General features: G+C 62.7%; 13 protein-coding genes, 1 tRNA gene and 1 pseudogene. 7 read left to right on the plus strand and 8 right to left on the minus strand.

What is annotated here, in order from left to right:
• The first annotated feature begins 48 nt into the window (after positions 1-48).
• Entirely contained in the window at positions 49-2,007 is a 1,959-nt protein-coding gene (locus LB577_RS30545; protein ID WP_224690139.1) for an acetoacetate--CoA ligase, read from the plus strand.
• A gap of 284 nt (positions 2,008-2,291) precedes the next feature.
• Here LB577_RS30545 and LB577_RS30550 read toward each other — a convergent pair whose 3' ends face one another.
• Complete coding sequence (locus LB577_RS30550) at positions 2,292-6,209, minus strand: PAS domain S-box protein (protein WP_224690140.1); 3,918 nt, start codon at positions 6,207-6,209, stop codon at positions 2,292-2,294.
• Positions 6,210-6,459: 250 nt separating this feature from the next.
• Between LB577_RS30550 and LB577_RS30555 the strand changes: the two genes are divergently transcribed.
• Both LB577_RS30555 and LB577_RS30560 read left to right on the plus strand, forming a co-directional pair.
• Positions 6,460-6,918 carry a phasin gene (locus LB577_RS30555; protein WP_013893743.1) on the plus strand — a complete coding sequence of 153 codons (459 nt, stop codon included), beginning with the start codon at positions 6,460-6,462 and terminating at the stop codon, positions 6,916-6,918.
• A 351-nt stretch (positions 6,919-7,269) separates the two neighbouring features.
• Positions 7,270-7,346 (plus strand) — tRNA-His (locus LB577_RS30560).
• 293 nt (positions 7,347-7,639) lie between these two features.
• Here LB577_RS30560 and LB577_RS30565 read toward each other — a convergent pair.
• The 7 genes and pseudogenes from LB577_RS30565 to LB577_RS30595 all read right to left on the minus strand — a co-directional run.
• Positions 7,640-7,904: pseudogene (locus tag LB577_RS30565) on the minus strand (SDR family oxidoreductase); the annotation flags it as partial.
• Positions 7,905-7,955: 51 nt separating this feature from the next.
• Entirely contained in the window at positions 7,956-8,630 is a 675-nt protein-coding gene (locus LB577_RS30570) for a GntR family transcriptional regulator (RefSeq protein ID WP_013893750.1), read from the minus strand.
• A gap of 332 nt (positions 8,631-8,962) precedes the next feature.
• Entirely contained in the window at positions 8,963-10,159 is a 1,197-nt protein-coding gene (locus LB577_RS30575; RefSeq protein ID WP_224690141.1) for a mandelate racemase/muconate lactonizing enzyme family protein, read from the minus strand.
• Positions 10,160-10,167: 8 nt separating this feature from the next.
• The gene (locus tag LB577_RS30580; RefSeq protein WP_224690143.1) at positions 10,168-10,494 is read right to left on the minus strand and encodes an NIPSNAP family protein; all 327 of its coding nucleotides are present in this window, start codon (positions 10,492-10,494) and stop codon (positions 10,168-10,170) included.
• A gap of 45 nt (positions 10,495-10,539) precedes the next feature.
• On the minus strand, positions 10,540-11,898 hold the full coding sequence (locus LB577_RS30585) for a mandelate racemase/muconate lactonizing enzyme family protein (RefSeq protein WP_224690145.1): 1,359 nt from the start codon (positions 11,896-11,898) through the stop codon (positions 10,540-10,542).
• A 60-nt stretch (positions 11,899-11,958) separates the two neighbouring features.
• A complete protein-coding gene (locus LB577_RS30590; protein WP_224690146.1) occupies positions 11,959-13,125 on the minus strand; it encodes a mandelate racemase/muconate lactonizing enzyme family protein in 1,167 nt (388 codons plus the stop codon).
• 57 nt (positions 13,126-13,182) lie between these two features.
• A complete protein-coding gene (locus tag LB577_RS30595; protein ID WP_224690147.1) occupies positions 13,183-13,893 on the minus strand; it encodes a GntR family transcriptional regulator in 711 nt (236 codons plus the stop codon).
• Between the two features lie 185 nt (positions 13,894-14,078).
• Between LB577_RS30595 and LB577_RS30600 the strand changes: the two genes are divergently transcribed.
• The 4 genes from LB577_RS30600 to LB577_RS30615 all read left to right on the plus strand — a co-directional run bounded on the left by LB577_RS30600 (position 14,079) and on the right by LB577_RS30615 (position 18,579).
• The gene (locus LB577_RS30600; RefSeq protein WP_224690148.1) at positions 14,079-15,560 is read left to right on the plus strand and encodes an ABC transporter substrate-binding protein; all 1,482 of its coding nucleotides are present in this window, start codon (positions 14,079-14,081) and stop codon (positions 15,558-15,560) included.
• Positions 15,561-15,636: 76 nt separating this feature from the next.
• Positions 15,637-16,584, plus strand: coding sequence for a carbohydrate ABC transporter permease (locus LB577_RS30605; protein WP_013893757.1), 948 nt, complete (start codon positions 15,637-15,639; stop codon positions 16,582-16,584).
• The gene (locus LB577_RS30610; protein ID WP_140572659.1) at positions 16,581-17,471 is read left to right on the plus strand and encodes a carbohydrate ABC transporter permease; all 891 of its coding nucleotides are present in this window, start codon (positions 16,581-16,583) and stop codon (positions 17,469-17,471) included. The genes LB577_RS30605 and LB577_RS30610 overlap by 4 nt, the downstream gene beginning before the upstream one ends.
• Positions 17,472-17,481: 10 nt before the next feature.
• A complete protein-coding gene (locus LB577_RS30615; protein WP_023767766.1) occupies positions 17,482-18,579 on the plus strand; it encodes an ABC transporter ATP-binding protein in 1,098 nt (365 codons plus the stop codon).
• Positions 18,580-18,601: the final 22 nt, after the last annotated feature.

Here is an 18,601-nt window from a genome sequence, read left to right on the forward strand (position 1 = left end):
GCTGCGCTGCGATATGCATAAGCGGTGTCGACCCTGGGAGGATCGATCATGGCCGCCGAAGTACCGCTCTGGACCCCGACGCAAGACCAGATTGATGCCGCGCCCTTGACCGCTTTCATGAAGGCCGCGGAGGCGAAAGCCGGCGCAGCTTTTTCTTCGTATTCCGAGCTTCACCGCTGGTCGGTCGAGGACCGCGAGGCATTCTGGAACCTGGTGTGGGATTTTTCCGGCATTGTCGGCGAAAAGGGCGAGCGCGTCTTGGTCGACAGCGACAAGATGCCCGGCGCATCGTTCTTCCCCGATGCCACGCTGAACTTCGCCGAGAACCTGTTGAAGAAGACCGGCGCGGGCGAGGCAATCGTGTTTCGCGGTGAGGACAAGGTCGAACGGCGGCTGTCCTGGAGCGAACTGCATGGCCTGGTCTCGCGCCTGCAGCAGCTTTTGCTGTCGCTCAAGGTGAAGAAGGGCGACCGCATTGCCGCGATGATGCCCAACATGCCGGAGACCATTGCCGCCATGCTGGCCGCGGCCTCGATCGGTGCCGTCTGGTCTTCCTGCTCCCCCGATTTCGGCGAGCAGGGCGTGCTCGACCGCTTCGGCCAGATCGAACCTGTCGTCTTCATCGCGCCCGACGGCTATTGGTACAATGGCAAGGCGATCGAGGTCGCCGACAAGATCGCGGCGGTCGCGGCAAGGCTCGGCACCGTCCGCAAAGTCCTGGTCGTCGACTACCTCGGCACCTCTGCCGATGTGGCCGCGACCATCGACAAGGCCATGGCGATGGAAGAGGCGCTCTCGCCCTTCGCCGTCAAGCCCGTCACCTTCGAGCCGCTGCCGTTTTCGCATCCGCTCTACATCCTGTTTTCGTCGGGAACCACCGGCGTTCCCAAATGCATCGTCCATTCGGCCGGCGGTACGCTGATCCAGCATGTCAAGGAACACCGGCTGCATGCCGGCCTCATCGACGGCGATCGCTTCTTCTATTTCACCACCTGCGGCTGGATGATGTGGAACTGGCTGGTGTCGGGCCTCGCTTCGGGCGCGACGCTGCTGCTCTATGACGGCTCGCCTTTCTACCCCGACGGCAACGCGCTGTTCGATTTCGCCGATGCCGAGAAGATGACCTTCTTCGGCACCTCGGCCAAGTTCATCGATTCCGTGCGCAAGGCCGGTCTCAAGCCGATCCGCAGCCATGATCTGTCGACGGTGCGGGCGATCTCCTCCACCGGCTCGCCGCTGTCGCCCGAGGATTTCCGCTTCGTCTATGACGGCATCAAGAAGGACGTGCACCTGGCTTCGGTTTCCGGCGGTACCGACATCGTCTCCTGTTTCGTGCTCGGCGTGCCCATCGAACCCGTCTGGAGCGGCGAGATCCAGGGGCCTGGCCTTGGCCTGGCCGTCGATGTCTGGGACGATGACGGCAGGCCGATCCGCCAGGAGAAGGGCGAACTGGTCTGCACCAAGGCTTTTCCGGCGATGCCGATCGGCTTCTGGAACGATCCCGAGGGCAAGAAATACCGGTCCGCCTATTTCGAGCGTTTCGACAATGTCTGGTGCCATGGCGACTTCGCCGAATGGACCGGCCATGGCGGCATGATCATCCATGGCCGCTCGGACGCCACGCTCAACCCGGGCGGCGTGCGGATCGGAACGGCGGAGATCTACAACCAGGTCGAGCAGATGCCGGAGATCCTGGAGGCACTGTGCATCGGCCAGGATTTCGACAATGACGTGCGGGTCGTGCTGTTCGTGCGCCTGGCAGCTGGCGTGCAGCTCGACGAGGAACTCGAAAAACGCATCCGCGCCAAGATCCGCAGCGGCGCAAGCCCGCGCCACGTGCCGGCCAGGATCCTCGCGGTGTCGGACATTCCCCGCACCAAATCTGGCAAGATCACCGAGCTCGCGGTACGCGACGTGGTCCATGGCCGCGTCATCAAGAACAAGGAAGCGCTCGCCAACCCCGAGGCGCTGGAGCTGTTCCGCGACCTGCCGCAGCTGGCCGAGTGACCGCAAGCGGCATGGTTAACCAAATATGTCGTGCGAATTTACCTAGATTTCACGAGTGGTACACATTCGTAAATTTTCCGCGGCGCCGGTAAGGACTTGTTAAGGCCCGGCGTCGATAGTCGCATGTAACTTGAGGGAGAAATCCCGTTCCTCAGCCCCCGGAGGATCTGAATTCGCTCAAGCCCCGTTGTGACAGCAATTCCATCTCTAAGGCGTCCTTTGGGCGCCTTTTCTTTTTGCCGGAATTGGCTGCTGGCTGCCCGACCTTCTGGCTGCCCAACCTGTTATTCCGCGAGCACCCTGGTCGAGGGGAACGCGACCTCGACAAGCGTTCCTTCTCCCGGCGTCGAATTGATGGTGAACCGGGCGCGGTTCGCCTCCACCATGGCCTTGGTCAGCGGCAGGCCAAGTCCGGTGCCGTCGCCACGCCCGCGCTTCAGGGCGTTGATCTGCTTGAACGGCTTCAATGCCTGCTCGATCTCGGCCTGGCTCATGCCGATGCCCGTGTCGCGCACCCGCATGACGACGTCGCCCGAGGTCTCATAGGCGGTCGAGACGATCACCTGGCCGCCCGCCTGGGTATAGCGGATGGCATTGGACAGGATGTTGAGCGCGATCTGGCGCACGCTGCGCAAATCGGCCACCACTTCCGGCAGCCGCGAGGCGAAGCTGGAGCGGATGATGACGCGCTCGCGGTTGGCCTGCGGCTGCATCATCGCCACCGTCTCGGCCAGCGTGTCGTTGAGCGACACCGCCTCATAGGCCATCTCCTGCTGGCCGGCCTCGATCTTGGAGATGTCGAGCAGGTCGTTGACGAGGTCCAGCACATGGTTGCCCGAGCGGTTGATGTCGCGCAAATAGTCGCGGTAGCGGTCATTGGCGACAGGCCCGAACTTCTCGTCGACCATCAGCTCGGAAAAGCCGATGATGGCGTTGAGCGGCGTGCGAATCTCGTGGCTGATGCGGGCGAGGAAATCGGTCTTCTGCGAGGAGGCGCGTTCGGCCACCGCACGCGCCTGGGTGAGATCCTCCTCCGCCCGCTTCCACTGCGTGATGTCGCGCACCACGGCGCAGAAGCCGCTGTCGTTGGGCAGCCGGCCGATGGTCATGAACAGCGGGATGAAGCGACCCTGCGCCTCGCGCCCGATGACCTCGCGGCCGTCATTCAGGACGCTCGCCACGCCCGGTTCGGACAGTCCGGTGAGATAGTCGCGCGCCGCCCGCTGGCTTTCGATGGCAAACAGCGAGGCGAACGGTTTGCCGGTCACCTCGTCGCTGTCGAAACCGAACAGCGCTTCGGCCGGGCGGCTGATCGAGCGGATGGTGCCGTCAGTGCCGATCAGCACGACGCCGTCGGTGGCGGTATCGATGATGGTGCGCATCTCGGCGATGCGCGCCTTGAGTTCGGAAATGTCGGGCTGTGTAGGCTCATCGCCGACCACATGCAGAGCTACAGGCGCCTCATCCTCGCCGGAACGGCGCACGACCAGCATCAGTGCCTTGCCGTCGCGCCAGGGAACGGAGCGCAGGATGGCGTCGATCGGAAATTCCTGTCCATCGCGCGTCCTCAGCCGCAGCGCCCGGTCGCTGCCGTCGGAGACGCCGTCCTCGGCGTAGGGGTCGGCAAACAGCGCACCAAGGCCGCCGGCATCCTCGAGATCGTCGAGCGCGGCGTAGCCGGTCAGGTTCAGGAACTCCTCGTTCGCATAGTGCAACTGGTCGCCCGAATGAATGAGCAGCGGCACCGGCAGCTTGCCGAGCAGCAAGGTATCCGGAGCCTTGCTCTCGTCGCCTACGGAAAATGCAGACGGCGTGAACCCTTCGGCCTTGAGCGGTGGCACTTGCAAGCGCGGCCGCTCGGCGCGGTCCTCTGTCCCGTCACTGGCCGCCTGCTCGTCGGCCGCCGCGCTTTCCTCGCTGCCGGCCCAATCCTCATTGTCCTCGGCATCGCGAAAATCGGCTGACGTCATGCTGTCGCCGTCGACGGCCTCATGCGTCATGTCTGCGCCAACCGGTTCGGTCTCTGTCGCTTTGGGCTCGGCGCTCTCCGGTTCCGCCGCTGCCGGTTCGGATACTGCAGGCTCGTCATTGTCCGCGACGGGGCCGGGTTCGTCACTCCGGCCGGCATAGTCGAGCAGCGAGCCGGTTGCACCGGGCGAGGTGTCGCCTTCCGCACGAGCCGTTTCGTCCACGCCGTCGAGCCGCGCAAGATCCGCTTCGTCCTCGGCATCGACTTCGGTCTCGGAGGGCTCGGCCAGGACCGCGTCGCCTTGGGACTCTGTCGTCGGGTGTTCGCCGGTATCCTTCGGCTCTTCGGACGGCGTTGCGGTGTCTGCCTCCGAAACCTCGCCGGTCGCATCGGCTGGAGCGTCCGTCTTCACGGCCGGCGCCTGTGCTTCCGCCACGGGTTCGGTGGGCGCCGGTGCTTCGACGCCGGGCTTTTCAGCCTCCGGCGGCTCGGCCGTCGAACTGTCCTTCTTCAGCCGTTCGCCGATCTCGCGAAACGCACTGCGTTCCAGGGTCGACAGCCCTTTGTCATTGACCGGCTGCCGGTGTTCAGCCAGCCGGATTACCTTGTCGGCAAAGCGCCGCTCCGGTTTCGGCACGATGGTCAGCGCCGGTACCTCGCCCTTGAACGGATCCGCCTTCGGTTCGCCGGCTTTCGGCTCTTCAGCGGCAAGTTCGACGGCTTCTGGCGCCGCCGGAGCCTTGCCGTTGGGCACAAGCGCTATGCCGATCGCTTCGGGATCGACGACGGCGTCACTGGGGCGGGCAACGCCGAAGCCGCGGAAGCCTTCGAAAGCGCGGCTGCGGCCATAGACAGGCAAAGCCGCGAGGTCGACGGGGATCTTCAGGTCGGTGCCGACGACCGGCCACAGCGCCGTGCGGCCGGACCAGGTGTCGCGCCGCTCCAGAAGGCCGGCGATCTCGCCGGACGCATCGAGGCCGAAGGCCGCCGCGACATCCCTGAAGCGCCGGCCGATCACATCGGCGGCCGGCTGGCCGACGATATCGGCGAATTCCGGCGACAGCGTGCTGAATTTGCCTTCGGCGTCGGTGCGCCAGACGAAACGCATCGGCGCCGCCGAGCGGTCTATCGTCCTGGCGGCCGGAGTTGCGGTCGGGCCAGACTGTGAGGTTGACTGGATGCCGTCCGCTCCGCTTCTTTCGACGGCAGCGTCAGCGGCGGTCTGTCCAGGCACGGTTTCCGGGTCGGTCATCGCGGGCGCGGGCCGCCCATCGTCCTCGTCGGCATTGAAGTACCAGTGGTCGTGCTGCGACGGCCTTCCGCCTGTCGGCGGCTGGTCGCTGTTTGCCGCGACCGGTGTCTGCCCGGCCGTTTCCGCGCTCTCCCGCGCTGCCGGTTCCACGATGTCTTCAGCGGCGGCTCCGGCAGGGTCGGGTTCTTGGCCCACCGTCTCCGCCCGTGGCTCTGCCGCCGGCTCGTTGTCGAGTTCGGGTTGGGATTGCACGGCGGCGCCAGCGGCCACTCCGTCGGAGCGGTCGTCCGCCGGCGCTCCCTCGATGGCGCCGCTCTCCTCGAGCTGATTCTCGTCGATCACCACCAGGAGATGACGCTCCGGCGTCAGCCGGGCGAGGCCGGCCGGGTAGGATGTCTTGCCGCCCGGAACGAGGCGCTTGACGATGCGCTCGCTCTCGGCGGCCACGTCGGCCACCAGTGCCGCCAGCGTCTCGGGCTGGATGCCGAGCGCCGCAAAGCCCTCGGACGCTGCCTCGACCTTGCCTTCGGCATCGATGAAGGCAATGAAATGACCGTCTTCGGTAAACCCACTGATCGCCCGATTGGCGATTTCGGCAGTGCTGCGCGAACCCGTCTGGGCCGCCGGCACCGCCAGCATGATCGCCTTTTCGTCATCGGGCAGCGTCACGGCGCTGGCGAGGAAGCCGGCGGCGCGGCTGGTCATTCCGGTTGCCAGCCGGACCGTGATGGCCCGATCGCTGCCGATCTCGGGAAAGCCGCTGGTCGCCATGATCTGGCGGCGGGCGATCAGCGGCAGCCGCGCCGACGCGCCGATGATGGCTTCGATGTCAGGATAGCCGAACGCTGCGGCACCCGGCCCATTGGCCCAGATCACCTGTTCCAGATCCACCGACAGGATCGCGATCGCGTCGCCGGCGGCGAACCGCTGGCGGACCGCGTCGAGCACGGCAACATCGAGGAAGGAGTATTCGGACGGCATGCGCTTGGCGAACCCTCACGGAGCGGCGAAATTTGCAGTTAACGCTTTGTTAATAAAAGCCGCAGGCGCGAAGGTCCACAAGCCAGAACGTGCAAAGGCTGGAATTTGGGCTTTTGGTTAACGGCGGAAAACAATTTCTTTGTGCACTGCAACAAAGATATTGCAATGCACAAAAATTGCCTTTATATTGCCATCATACATGAACGAGACGGCTTTCTGTCAAAGCCGCTGCCGCTGAAAAGGATGGAAAATGTCCAGGACCAAGACCGCCGAGACGATCGAAAACGTTGAATTCCCGAGCTTCGACGCTTCCAAGGCCACCGACCAGATCCGCGCTTTCGCCGAAAAGGGCGTTGAGCAGTCGAAAGAGGCCTATGCCAAGCTGAAGACCGGCGCCGAGGAGACCCAGAAGGCTCTGGAGTCCACCTACGAGACCGCCAAGACTGTTTCCGGCGACCTGTCGCTCAAGACCATCGCGGCGCTGCGCGCCAATGCCGAAGCCGGCTTCTCGCATCTCGAAGCCCTGATCGGCGCCAAGTCGCTGTCGGAAGTCGTCGAGCTGCAGACCGCTTTCCTGCGCAAGCGCGTCGAGATGACCGTCGAGCAGGCCAAGGACTTCCAGGCTGTTGCCTCCAAGGCGGCCGAAGACGTCTCCAAGCCGATCAAGACCGCCTTCGAGAAGGCCGTGAAGGACATTAAGGCTGCCTAATATTTGCGCTTGGTTGGAAGATGCAACAAAAGGTCGCGTTTTCTTCAAGCCAATAAAGCGTATGATGACAGCCATCAACGAATACCCGGCGAGTGGAACCTCCTCCCTCTGCTCCCCGGGGTGACCAGCCAGCACCTCCTCCCGCTGGCTCGTAACAGGAAAAGGCCGGCACCTCCTCCCGCCGGCCTTTTTCTTTGCCCGGCGAAACCAGCGTCGTTGCGGCGAGATGTGGGGAACTGCCCTTTGCTTTCCAAAAGCCTTGAATTAGAATCCATAAGCCCGTAAGGACGCATCGCCGAACGACAGAGCAGATCGCCGGGACTTCCCACCTCGATCTGCTCAGGCAAACGTGCCGTTGTAGCTCAGATGGTTAGAGCGCCGGATTGTGGATCCGGAGGTCGCTGGTTCGATCCCAGCCAACGGTACCATCGGCTTTCTCACAAGGCCTTGATCTTCTTCGGGCGAACTCAATCGCTCCCGGAAACTGTCGCACCCATGTGATGCGGCACATTGCCGGCATCGCGGTCGCCGTGCTCGACGGCGAGCTCGAGATCGTGCCGAGGCAGGTATGCGCCATCCATCTGCCGGCCGGCCATTGACGGAGTGCCGGCGTCCGCCGGACAGGCCGTGCTTCCGGCATGCCGCACCGCAGAATGCGGCATGCCGGTGTGCGACCAATGCATGTCGCCCAAAAGTGACCCGGTTTTCAGCGCGACGCACTCTAATAGGTTGTCCGCCCGCCCGACAGATCGAAGGTCGAGGCCGTGGTGAAGCTGTTCTCCTTGGAGATGAGCCAGGCGACCATGGTCGCGGCCTCGTCGACCTTCCAGCAGGCGGCCGCGCGGGATACGCGAGTGCATGTATTCAATGCGCTCGGCCGTCAGTTGTTCGAGGATGCGCGTCTGCGCGGTGGCCGGCGAGATGCAGTTGACCGCGATGTCGTACTGGGCCAGTTCCTTGCCGAGCGACTTGGTCATGCCGATGACGGCGCCATATCCGAGCGCTTCCGACTTGGTGCGCCCGCCGGGCGGGCCGCCTCATCCGAGTAGGTCGGCCGCGACTTCGAGCGTGTTGCGGAACGACGTCTCGATATGGTGTTCCATCGCTTGCGCTGCCCCCTCGGCGTCATGGCGCTTGAGCGCGTCGAGGATGGCCTCGTGCTGCTCGATCGTCTGTTCGCCATAGCCGGGCTTGGGAATGGCGAGGTAACGGCCGCGATCCATCTGCGCCTTGGAGATGTCGACGGCGCGCCAGATCATCGGCAGGCCGCAGATCTCGGCGATGGTGCGGTGGAAGACATCGTCGAGTTGTATCGCGGTGGCATATCGGCCGCGCGATATGGCAAGCCGATGCGCTGCCATATTGTCTTCAAGCAGTTCGGCCGATGCCGGTGTCAGCTTGACGGCCGCGCGCCGCGCGCTCTCCATCTCCAGCGCCCGACGGATGACATAGGCTTCTTCCAGGTCGGCGCGGCTGATCGGTGCGACATAGGTTCCGGTCTGCGCCAGGATCTTGACGAGACCCTCGTCGCTGATGCGCTTGACGGCCTCCCGCACCGGTGTGCGCGAGACGCCGAGGGCTTCGGCGATCGCCACCTCGTTGATCACTTCCCCCGGCTTCATCTGCCCGACGACGATCAGGTTGCGGATCTTCTGATAGATCTGATCGCGGAGCGGGAGAGCCCGATTGAGGGTCGAAGGATCCAGGTCCATGGCAAATCCGTGGCTTCGTTCACCAGAAATGATCAGATTATACTAGAATGTAAATCGCGCTGCATCCAATGCGAGCCGTGGTTCGTCGACGATGGAAGGGTTGCGCAGTCGCAATAGTGGGCTTCCCAGTGAGGAATTCGACCCGCAAGGGAAGGCTTGCACCGAGCCGCATGCCGATAGGCGAGCACTCCGGCCGAAGGCGGAGCGCGCTCAGCCGGGCCGGCCTTCTCCGTCTTCCGCGGCGACTTGCGTGATTTGGCTGCTTAGCCGGGTCTGGCGGATCCAGATGCTGCCGACGAGGATCGCATCCGCGAGGTCCGCGCTGCGGGCATTCAATCGAAGAACCCGGCGTCCTCTTCCTTGAGGTATTTCTTCGCGCCCGCGGCATCGATGTCGAGGCCCAATCCGGGGGCCTCGAGCAGGTCGATCATCGAGTCCTTCACGATCTGCGTCGGCAGGCCAACAACGATATCCTCCCACCAGGGATCGGAGGCGCTGGGATATTCGAAGGCGATATAGTTGGCGGGCAGTGTGGCGCAGACGTTGATCAGCGCGCCGAGGCCCAGCAGACCGTTTGCCGTGCCATGCGGCGCCATCATGATCGAATGCATGTAGGCATGCTCGGCCACCCATTTGAGCTCGGCGATGCCGCCGATATCGGCGGGGTCCGGACCGATGACGCGGACCGCCTGGGTTTCGATCAACTCCTTGAAATTATGACGCAGGTAGATCTGCTCTCCCGTGTGGATGGGGGTGGAAGTGGATGTCGTGAGTTCGCGGTAGGCCTGCGGATTGACCCATGGCACGTAGTCGCCCGTCAGCATGTCCTCGAGCCACATCAGATTGTATTTCTCCACCGCCTGCGCGAAGCGGATTGCGTCCGGCAGGAACCAGCCGGGGCCGCAATCCAGGGCAAGGGAGACCTTGTCGCCGAGCACCTCCTTCATGGCGATGACGCATTCGATCATGTGCGCCATGCCGCGCTCGCTGATTTGGCCCTGGTCCATAGCGCCGTGATAGGTCGGCGGCTGGCGCACGCCATAGTGGAAGTCGGGCACGCTGGTCTTCATGTTGGAGTGGAAGGAGATGCCTTGCTTGACCATGAAGAAGTTTTCCGGCCGCTCCATCATCCATTTGACGTCGGCCGCGTAGTCCTCGGGTCTGTCCCCGGTGCGCTTCTTGCGGATGGAGCCATTATAGACCCGGACCTTGTCACGCACCTTGCCGCCGAGCAGCTTGTAGACCGGAAGACCTGCCGCCTTGCCGGCGATGTCCCAGAGCGCGTGCTCGATGGCGCTGACGGCGGCGCCGTAGGGCTTGAACGAACCGCGCTGGCGAATTTTCAGCATGCAGCGTTCGACATCGGTCGGGTCTTCACCGATCAGCGCCTCGCGAAAATGCAGGACCCAGGGTTTGAGATAGGGCTTGGTGTACTCTGCCTCGCCCAGGCCATAGAGGCCTTCATCGGTCACGATGCGGACGATGGGATGTTTGCCGATGACGGCGCACCGGAGATCGGTGATCTTCATGACGTCCTCTATTTCACCGACGAGAAGGCGGTTGGCGCGAGAAACTGGCTGGAAATATTGGCCAGGATCGGGCCGTCGCGCTCGGACTCGTCGCGGGCCTCGAGCCATGCCGGATCGGTGGTGAAGGCTTTCCATTTCACCTCGCGCTCGGCAAGGGATTCCCAGGCGACGAAATAGGTCAGTCGATTGCTGCTTTCGCCGACCACCGTGGTGAAGAACCCGGCCTGGCGGATGCCGTGCTTATCCCACAATGCCAAGGTATGGTCGTTGAAACGCTTGAGCAGCGCCGGCAGCTGGCCCGGCAGGCAGTCGTAGATGCGAAGTTCGTAGATCATGGTCGATCCTTGTGTTCACCTCTCCCTCCTGGAAGAGGTGTAGAGTCAGCTCCAGGTCCGATCCCAGGAGTATTCGTCATCCCAGTGATCGGTCGGCTGCCAGATACCTTTGACGCCTTCCTGCAGGTGCTGGCTGATGACTTCGTCGACCACGTCGTCGATGCCCAGCCCCGGCTTGTCCGGCACGGTGATGAACCCGTCCTTGACCAGCGGTTTGGGCAGGCCCGTGACGATATCGTCCCACCAGTCCACCTCGACGCTGTGATATTCGAGCGCCATGAAGTTTCCCGTGGCCACCGCGACATGCGCGGCGGCCATTGCGGCGATCGGGCTTTCCGCCATGTGGATGGCCATGGCGACGCCATGGTCCTGCGCCGCGTCGCCGATCTTCTTGGTCTCGAGGATGCCGCCCGAGGTCAGCAGGTCCGGATGGATGACCGAGATGCCCGCCTTGAGCAGCGGCTCGAAGCCTTCCTTGAGGTAGATGTCCTCGCCCGTGCAGATCGGCACCGAAGTCGCCTGCTGCAGCTGCCGATACTGCTCGGTGTACTGCCAGGGGATCACGTCCTCGAGCCAGGCTGGGGCATATTTCTCGATCCGCCGGGCGAGACGGATGCCGTCCTGCAGCGAGATGTGGCCGACATGGTCGATGGCGAGCGGGATTTCGTAGCCGATCACCTCCCGGACCTCGTGGATATATCGGTCGAGCAGGTCGATGCCCTTTTCGGTGAAGTGGAGGCCGGTGAAGGGATGCGGCACGTTCTGCGCGTCATAGGCGGCGTTGCGCGCCCGGCGCTCGTCCAGCGTGCGTGCCCGGCCGCGAGCGGCGTGCCCGCGGAAACCATCGAGCACGCCAGCCGGCGCGACCACCGCGCCTGGGATGTGGGAGATCTGCGTCAGCCCGAGGTCCATCTTGAGGAAGGTAAAACCGAGATCCATCCGCGCCTTGAGCCGCTTGCCGGTCTCGGTGCCGCTGGGCTTCTCCGCGTCGGTATCGCAATAGACACGCACCTTGTCGCGGAACCGTCCCCCGAGCATCTGGTAGATCGGCACGCCATAGGCCTTGCCGGCAAGGTCCCAAAGCGCGATCTCGACCGCCGAGACACCGCCACCCTGCCGCCCGTGGCCGCCAAATTGCTTGATGCGGCGGAACAGCCGGTCGACGTCGCAAGGGTTCTCGCCCAGCAGCCGGCTCTTGAGCATCAGCGCATAGGTCGCGCTGGCGCCGTCGCGCACTTCGCCCAGGCCGACAATACCCTGATTGGTGTAGATCTTGATGAGCGCCGAAGTGAACGGCGCGCCGACGATCTCGGCGACGCGCAGGTCGGTGATGCGCAGGTCGGAGGGTTTGGAGTTCGTGTTGATCCGATTGAGAGCCTCGCCGGCTCCGTCCGTCTTTGGCATGACTTGTCCTCGTTCTGGTCGGGGCTTGTCGCCCCAAACGCTGGCCGGCATGAAGCCTTGCTAGCTCAGCTCAATCTCATGGGCCTGCAAGTAGTCGCGGTTCATCTCGACACCGAGGCCAGGCTTCGCCGTCAGCTTGAGGCTGCCGTTCGAAACGTCGAGCGGTCTGTCGATGAGGTGATCGTATTTGCCCAGGTTCCACTCCGACGTTTCGAGCTTGTAGAAATTGGGAACGGTCATCATCACCTGCGCTCCCGCAACCACGTTGATCGGGCCCGCGGCGTCATGTGGCGAGACCGGGATGTAGTAGGCCTCGCAGAGGGCTGAAATCTTCTTGAGCTCGGTAATGCCGCCGGTCCAGGTGACGTCCGGCATGATGTAGTCGGCGAGCCTGTTCTCGAGTACCGACACGAAATCCCATTTCGTGTGGCCGCGCTCACCCCATGATATGGCGGCACTGACCTTCTCACGCACCTGCTTGAGGGCGTTCAGGCTCTCGGGCGGACAAGGCTCCTCGAACCAGTCGATCTGGCCGGCTTCCTCGAGGCTCCGGCAGAGGCGAATGGCGGTGGGGACGTCGAAGCGGCCATGCGCATCGATGAGGATGTCGACGTCAGAGCCAGCCGTTTCGCGGATCAGCGCCGTAAGTTCGGCCGCTTCGCGCTCGTCCTTGCGGGTCATGCTGCCGTCGAGGTAGCCGTCCCGTTGTTCGCGCGCCAAGCCATCGGCGGTCCGACCCTGGTGGGGGAAGGGATCGAACTTTAGCCCGGTATGTCCGGATTCGACGATGTCCAAGATTTCGCGGACCACCGCGTCCTTGCTGGTGAACTTGGCCTGGTTGGGATGAGTGTAGAGAGCGATTTCATCACGCACCGGCCCGCCCAGCAACTCGTAGATCGGTTTGCCCAAGACTTTGCCCCGGATGTCCCATAGCGCTATGTCGATGGCGCTCACGCATTCGACGGCGGCGCCGCGGCTGCCCATATAGGTGAAGCTGCGGAAAATCTTGTGCCAGAGATGCTCGATACGCGCAGGATCCTCACCTGTCATGGCGACACCGATCTGCCGCAGGATCGTGCAAAGAGCGCGGTTGGCGAGTCTGGTCGTGGTGGTGATTTCTCCCCAGCCGCTTACCCCTTCGTCGGTCGTCACCTCGACGAACAGGTACTCTCCCCAATAGGAAGCATCGGACTTGATCAGCCACGGCCGAACGCTGGTGATTTTCATCTCAACTCCCTTTGTCTGAAATGTCGGGGCACGACGTTCTGGACTTGAGCTCTCGTCCTATCCGGCCCGAGCGGCGTTGCGCGCACGCATCTGTTCGAGAACATGCCGGCCGGAACCCTCGACATGGCGGGAGACGAGTTCGGCCGCCTTGTCGGCTTCTCCCGCCTTCACCAGCGCAATGAGTTCGCGGTGCTCGCGCATGATTGCGGCCCGCCGGGCGAGCGTGAAATTGAAACGCCTGCTCACGGCTCGCAGCACTTCGCGATGCTTCCACCAAAGCTCGGCGGCATGGCGGTTGTAGTGCCGCTGGTACATCACGGTGTGGAAGGCGGTATCCAGCTCGCTGTGCCTGAACGTGTCGGCGAAGTTGTTCTCTTCGATCGAGCCCTGGAGACGTTCGAGTTCGGCGATGTCCTCACCGGTGGCCATATTCACAAACCATCGCGTCAGCGCCGGCTCGATCAAGACACCGATCTCGTAGATATCGCGGACGAAATCCTGATCTATGGGTCGCACGCGCGCCCCGCGGTTGGCGACAAAGGTGACAAAGCCCTCTCCACGCAACAGCTGCAGCGCCTCGCGCACGGGATTGGTCGAAGTCCCGTGGCGCCGGGCGAGATCGGTGACCACAAGCCGCTCGTTGGCGGCGAGCCGACCCTCGATGATGTCTTCCCTGATCCGCTCATAAAGCGAGGCGCCCTCGCTGGAAGCCCCGATGGGATCGATCCCATCGGGTGGCATGGCTTTGAAATCAGCTATTTCGGCCAAGGCCGGCTCCTCAGGTCAATACATTCTTTGCCGGATATCACACACGGCTTTCATAAACAATGTACGATCCTGTGCGTTGACAGACAATCAACGATCTGAAAACGTACTAAATGGTCGAGAGGGTACACCCGTGCCGAAAAAGGGCATCCTCGCGATCGCAGGGCGGAGAACCAGGGAGGATACCTATGACGAGAATTACGCTCGGCAGTGCGGTCCTGCGCGGCACTGTCGTCGGTGTTTTGACGGCATCGCTGATGTCCACATCGGCGCTTGGTGCGCCGCCGGTCGACCTGAGCAAGTGGTCGCCGGAGTATGTGCGCTCGATTGCAGGCACACAGGAGTTCGACACCGCCGCCGATTGCGGCAAGGTCACCCCGCTCGATTACAAGGGACGACTGACGTTCTGGTATCAGGGCGTCTTCGAGGGCGACCCCGACCTTCTGCGCCAGTACTACAAGGATTTCTTCGCGACCTTCCGCAAGACCTACCCGAACATCCAGCTTGAGGATCAGGCGCTCACCTATAACGATCTCCTGGACAAGTTCCGCACGGCGCTCCTTGGCAATGCAGCGCCAATGGCGGTCCGCTTGCAGATCCTGGGTGGCACCGAGTTCGCCTCGAAGGGCTATCTGGAGCCGCTCAAGCCCGAGGATGTCGGATATTCGACCGAGGATTTCTGGCCCGGCGCCATGAAAGCCGTGACCTGGGACGGCGTGACCTACGGCATCCCAACCAACAATGAAACCATGGCGTTCATCTGGAATGCCGACATTTTCAAGCGCGCGGGTCTCGATCCGGACAAGGCTCCGGCAACTTGGGACGACGTCGTGAAGTACTCCAAGCAGATCCACGACAAGCTCGGCATCGCCGGTTACGGCCTCGTAGCGCGCAAGAATGCCGGCAATACCCCGTACCGCTTCATGCCTCAGTTGTGGGCCTATGGCGGCGGCGTATTCGACGAAACCTCGCCGAACCCGACCTATAAGCAGATCGAACTCGACAGCCCGCAGAGCAAGGCCGCGCTGCAAGCCTCTTACGACATGTATGTCCGCGACAAGTCGGTTCCGGTTTCGGCGCTCACCAACCAACAGGCCGACAACCAGCCGCTGTTCCTCGCTGGCCAGCTCGGCATGATGATCTCGCACCCTTCCGATTACAACGTCATGCTCGATCTGCAGGCGAAGGCGACCGGCGCCGACAAGGAAAAGGCGCAGACCGTCATCAACAATATGCGCTACGGGCTGATTCCGACCGGCCCCGACGGCAAGCGCGCCGTCGTGTTCGGCGGCTCGAACATCCACATCCTGAAGCCCGAATATGTCGAGGGCGGCAAGGTGGACGAACCGGCTGCGAAGGCCATCATCTGCATGTGGACCAGCCCTGAATGGTCACTGAAAATGGCCTATGCGGGTTCGAACCCGGGCAACCTTAACGGCTTCAAGACCAAATGGATGAAGGAGCGTCTGGACAGCATCAAGTTCCTCGACGTCACGACCTCCATGCTGCCATACGGCATCCCGTTCCCGGCGCTGCCGCAATCTCCCGAGATCATGAACATCATCGTCCCGGACATGCTCCAAAATGCCCTCACCGGAGCAATGACCGTCGACCAGGCAGCCGACGACGCGGCCAAGAAGGTGAAAGACCTGATGGGCGGCGGACTCTAGCCGAAGCCTGACCTGCGATCTTGCCGGTTGCGCCCGGAGCGCAACCGGTTCTTTCCGAAAACAAGGGCCCGCCAAAGTGACGATCGTGACCGGCAAGACCGGGGCTCGCGGGAGATTGCGACCCCTGCTGCGCAAGATTTGGGAGCATCGCGCCGACTACGCGTACGTGCTTCCCGCGATTGCCGTCATGCTGATCGTCATAGCCTATCCGATCTACTACACGATCGAGCTGTCGTTCTTCAACACGCCGCCTGGCCTGCAGCTCCGCGACAAGATCTTCATCGGCGTCGACAACTACACCGCCATCCTCACCAGCCCGGTGTTCTGGAAGGTCACCTCGAACACCCTTATCTGGACACTGGCATCCACCTTCCTCTCCTTTGTCCTGGGATTTGGCTGCGCGCTGGCCCTCCATCGCGACTTCATCGGTCGGGGGGTGCTGCGCGCTATCCTGATCATTCCCTGGGTCATCAGCGCCGTCGCCGCGTCCTACATCTGGAAGTGGATCTACCATTCGGACTTTGGGATCATCGGCGCCGTGCTGGTCGGCCTCGGATGGGCCGACCGGCCGCCGAATTTCATCGACAGCGTCAGCACGGTGCTGCCCTCCCTGATCGTCGTCAATATCTGGCGGGAGTTCCCGTTCGCCATGATCATGATGATGGCCGGTCTGCAGACCGTCCCGGACCAGTTGCTGCGGGCTGCAAAGGTCGACGGAGCCAGCGCATGGCAGCGCTTCTGGCACGTCACCTTCCCGCACCTTAGAAACGTCTCGACGGTGACGATCCTTCTGCTGGCAGTCGCCAACTTCAATTCCTTCATCATCCCCTGGATCATGACCGGCGGCGGGCCGTCGAACGCGTCGCACATCTGGATCACGCACATTTATGAGCTTGCCTTCGGCCGGCAGCGCTGGGGCGTCGCATCGGCCTACTCGGTGCTCCTGTTCTTCATTCTGATGACGCTCGGCTACTTTTACGTTCGCGCGCTAAGCGGAAACGACCGGAAGGATGAGAGCGCATGAGCACGATTGCCGAGACAGCCGCTCGAGGCCAGACCCGTCGCCGCATACGCGTCGACGGATGGCGGTGGAGCGGGCGCATCTTCCTCGTGTTCATGCTGCTCTACACCGCATTGCCCATGATCTGGATGCTGATCACCTCGATCAAATCCGGCTTTGCCGCGATGCAATTCCCGCCGCAATGGTGGCCGGACGAGCCTACTCTCGCCAGCTACCAGAAGCTGCTCGATCCGCAGAACAGTGTCGGCCAGGACTTCCTCCGCTTCTTCTGGAACAGCCTTTACGTCTCCACTGCTACGACCGTCCTTTCGGTGATCGTGGCGGTTCCCGCGGCCTACGCCTTTTCGCGCTTCACCTTCCCGGGCCGGAACTTCCTGTTCTTCGCCGTCTTGCTTCGCAACATGTTCCCCGCGGTGATCTTTCTGGTGCCGCTCTTCATCCTGATGCGCGCGATCGGGCTGGTGAACACGCATGGCTCGCTCATCCTCACCTACCTCACATTCGGACTGCCGCTAGCGATCTGGCTGCTCAAGGGCTTCTACGACAACATCCCGGTGCAGCTCGAGCAGGCGGCGCGTATCGACGGAGCGACGCGGTTACAGGCCTTCATCCTGATCGTGATGCCACTCTCGGCACCAGGGATCATCGCCACCGCGATCTATTCCTTCATCGGCGCGTGGAACGAGTACATCTACGCCTACACCTTCCTCTCCAAGAACGAGCAGTTGACCCTGCCGGTCGGCATCCAGCGCTTCTTCTCGGAGAACACGACCGACTTTCCGGGTCTGATGGCGGCCAGCTTCATGATGAGCGTGCCCGTCGTGGTGCTGTTCCTCGTCCTGCAACGATACTTCGTACGCGCCCTTACAGAAGGCGCCGTCAAGCACTAGGGAGTTGCCGATGGCCCACGTGGTCCTCAAAGATCTCGTCAAGACGTATGGCAGCTTCAAAGCCGTCAACGATGTTTCGCTGACGGTCAATGACGGCGAATTCGTTGCACTCGTCGGCCCCTCAGGCTGCGGCAAGACAACCACGCTCAATCTCGTCGCCGGGCTGATCCCGGTCACCTCAGGCGACATCGTCATCGGGGACCGGGTGGTCAACGACCTCGACCCCAAGGACCGGGACATCGCGATGGTGTTCCAGAACTACGCGCTCTACCCGCAGAAATCGGTCTACAAGAACCTGGCGTTCCCGCTGCAGATGCGCAGATTGCCCAAGGACGAGATCGACAGGAAGGTCAAGGAAGCGGCGCGCGTGCTCGACATGACGCAGTTGCTCGAGCGCAAGCCGCGCGAACTTTCAGGCGGGCAACAGCAGCGCGTGGCCCTGGGCCGCGCCCTGGTTCGAGATCCGGCGGTGTTCCTGATGGACGAACCGCTCTCCAACCTCGACGCCAAGCTGCGCGTGCAGATGCGGTCGGAGATCAAGCGGTTCCACCAGGATCTCAAGGCGACGATCGTCTATGTGACGCACGACCAGCTCGAGGCCGTGACCATGGCAGACAGGATGGCGGTCATGAACGGCGGCTACCTGCAACAATACGATTCACCGGCGCAAGTTTTCGCACATCCAGCCAATATGTTCGTGGCGAGCTTCGTTGGCAGCCCTGCGATGAGCCTTATTCCACTGCAGGCATCGACGGCCAATGGCGACACCGTCCTTTCGAGCGCTGAGGGCTGGAGCCTTGAGCTGTCGCAACCCAACGCGCGCAAGGTCCAGGGAGCGACTAGCAGGAAGGTCGTTCTCGGTGCGCGACACTCGACCATCAAGCTGCACAAGAGCGCGGTCCACGGAGCCATTCCGGCCAAGGCCTATACGGTGGAACCAACCGGAGACATCACCTTCGTGCAGGCGTTTCTCTCCGGTGCCATCGTCAACATCAGCGTGTCGCCCAACATCGCCGTCACACCCGACGAGCAGATCTGGCTCGAGTTCGATCAGGAGCGCATTCACCTGTTCGATGGCGAAACGGAGATGGCCCTCGAGGGCAACTGAGAGAGGGCGGGTTCATTGGGTG

The sequence above is a fragment of the Mesorhizobium sp. B283B1A genome, from assembly GCF_020165735.1.
Lineage (GTDB): Bacteria > Pseudomonadota > Alphaproteobacteria > Rhizobiales > Rhizobiaceae > Mesorhizobium > Mesorhizobium opportunistum.

Bases quoted from the DNA above. Each gene is read 5' to 3' on its own strand.
- LB577_RS30545 (WP_224690139.1), top strand. From the start codon at position 49: ATGGCCGCCGAAGTACCGCTCTGGACCCCGACGCAAGACCAGATTGAT.
- LB577_RS30550 (WP_224690140.1), bottom strand. From the start codon at position 6,209: ATGCCGTCCGAATACTCCTTCCTCGATGTTGCCGTGCTCGACGCGGTC.
- LB577_RS30555 (WP_013893743.1), top strand. From the start codon at position 6,460: ATGTCCAGGACCAAGACCGCCGAGACGATCGAAAACGTTGAATTCCCG.
- LB577_RS30570 (WP_013893750.1), bottom strand. From the start codon at position 8,630: ATGGACCTGGATCCTTCGACCCTCAATCGGGCTCTCCCGCTCCGCGAT.
- LB577_RS30575 (WP_224690141.1), bottom strand. From the start codon at position 10,159: ATGAAGATCACCGATCTCCGGTGCGCCGTCATCGGCAAACATCCCATC.
- LB577_RS30580 (WP_224690143.1), bottom strand. From the start codon at position 10,494: ATGATCTACGAACTTCGCATCTACGACTGCCTGCCGGGCCAGCTGCCG.
- LB577_RS30585 (WP_224690145.1), bottom strand. From the start codon at position 11,898: ATGCCAAAGACGGACGGAGCCGGCGAGGCTCTCAATCGGATCAACACG.
- LB577_RS30590 (WP_224690146.1), bottom strand. From the start codon at position 13,125: ATGAAAATCACCAGCGTTCGGCCGTGGCTGATCAAGTCCGATGCTTCC.
- LB577_RS30600 (WP_224690148.1), top strand. From the start codon at position 14,079: ATGACGAGAATTACGCTCGGCAGTGCGGTCCTGCGCGGCACTGTCGTC.
- LB577_RS30610 (WP_140572659.1), top strand. From the start codon at position 16,581: ATGAGCACGATTGCCGAGACAGCCGCTCGAGGCCAGACCCGTCGCCGC.
- LB577_RS30615 (WP_023767766.1), top strand. From the start codon at position 17,482: ATGGCCCACGTGGTCCTCAAAGATCTCGTCAAGACGTATGGCAGCTTC.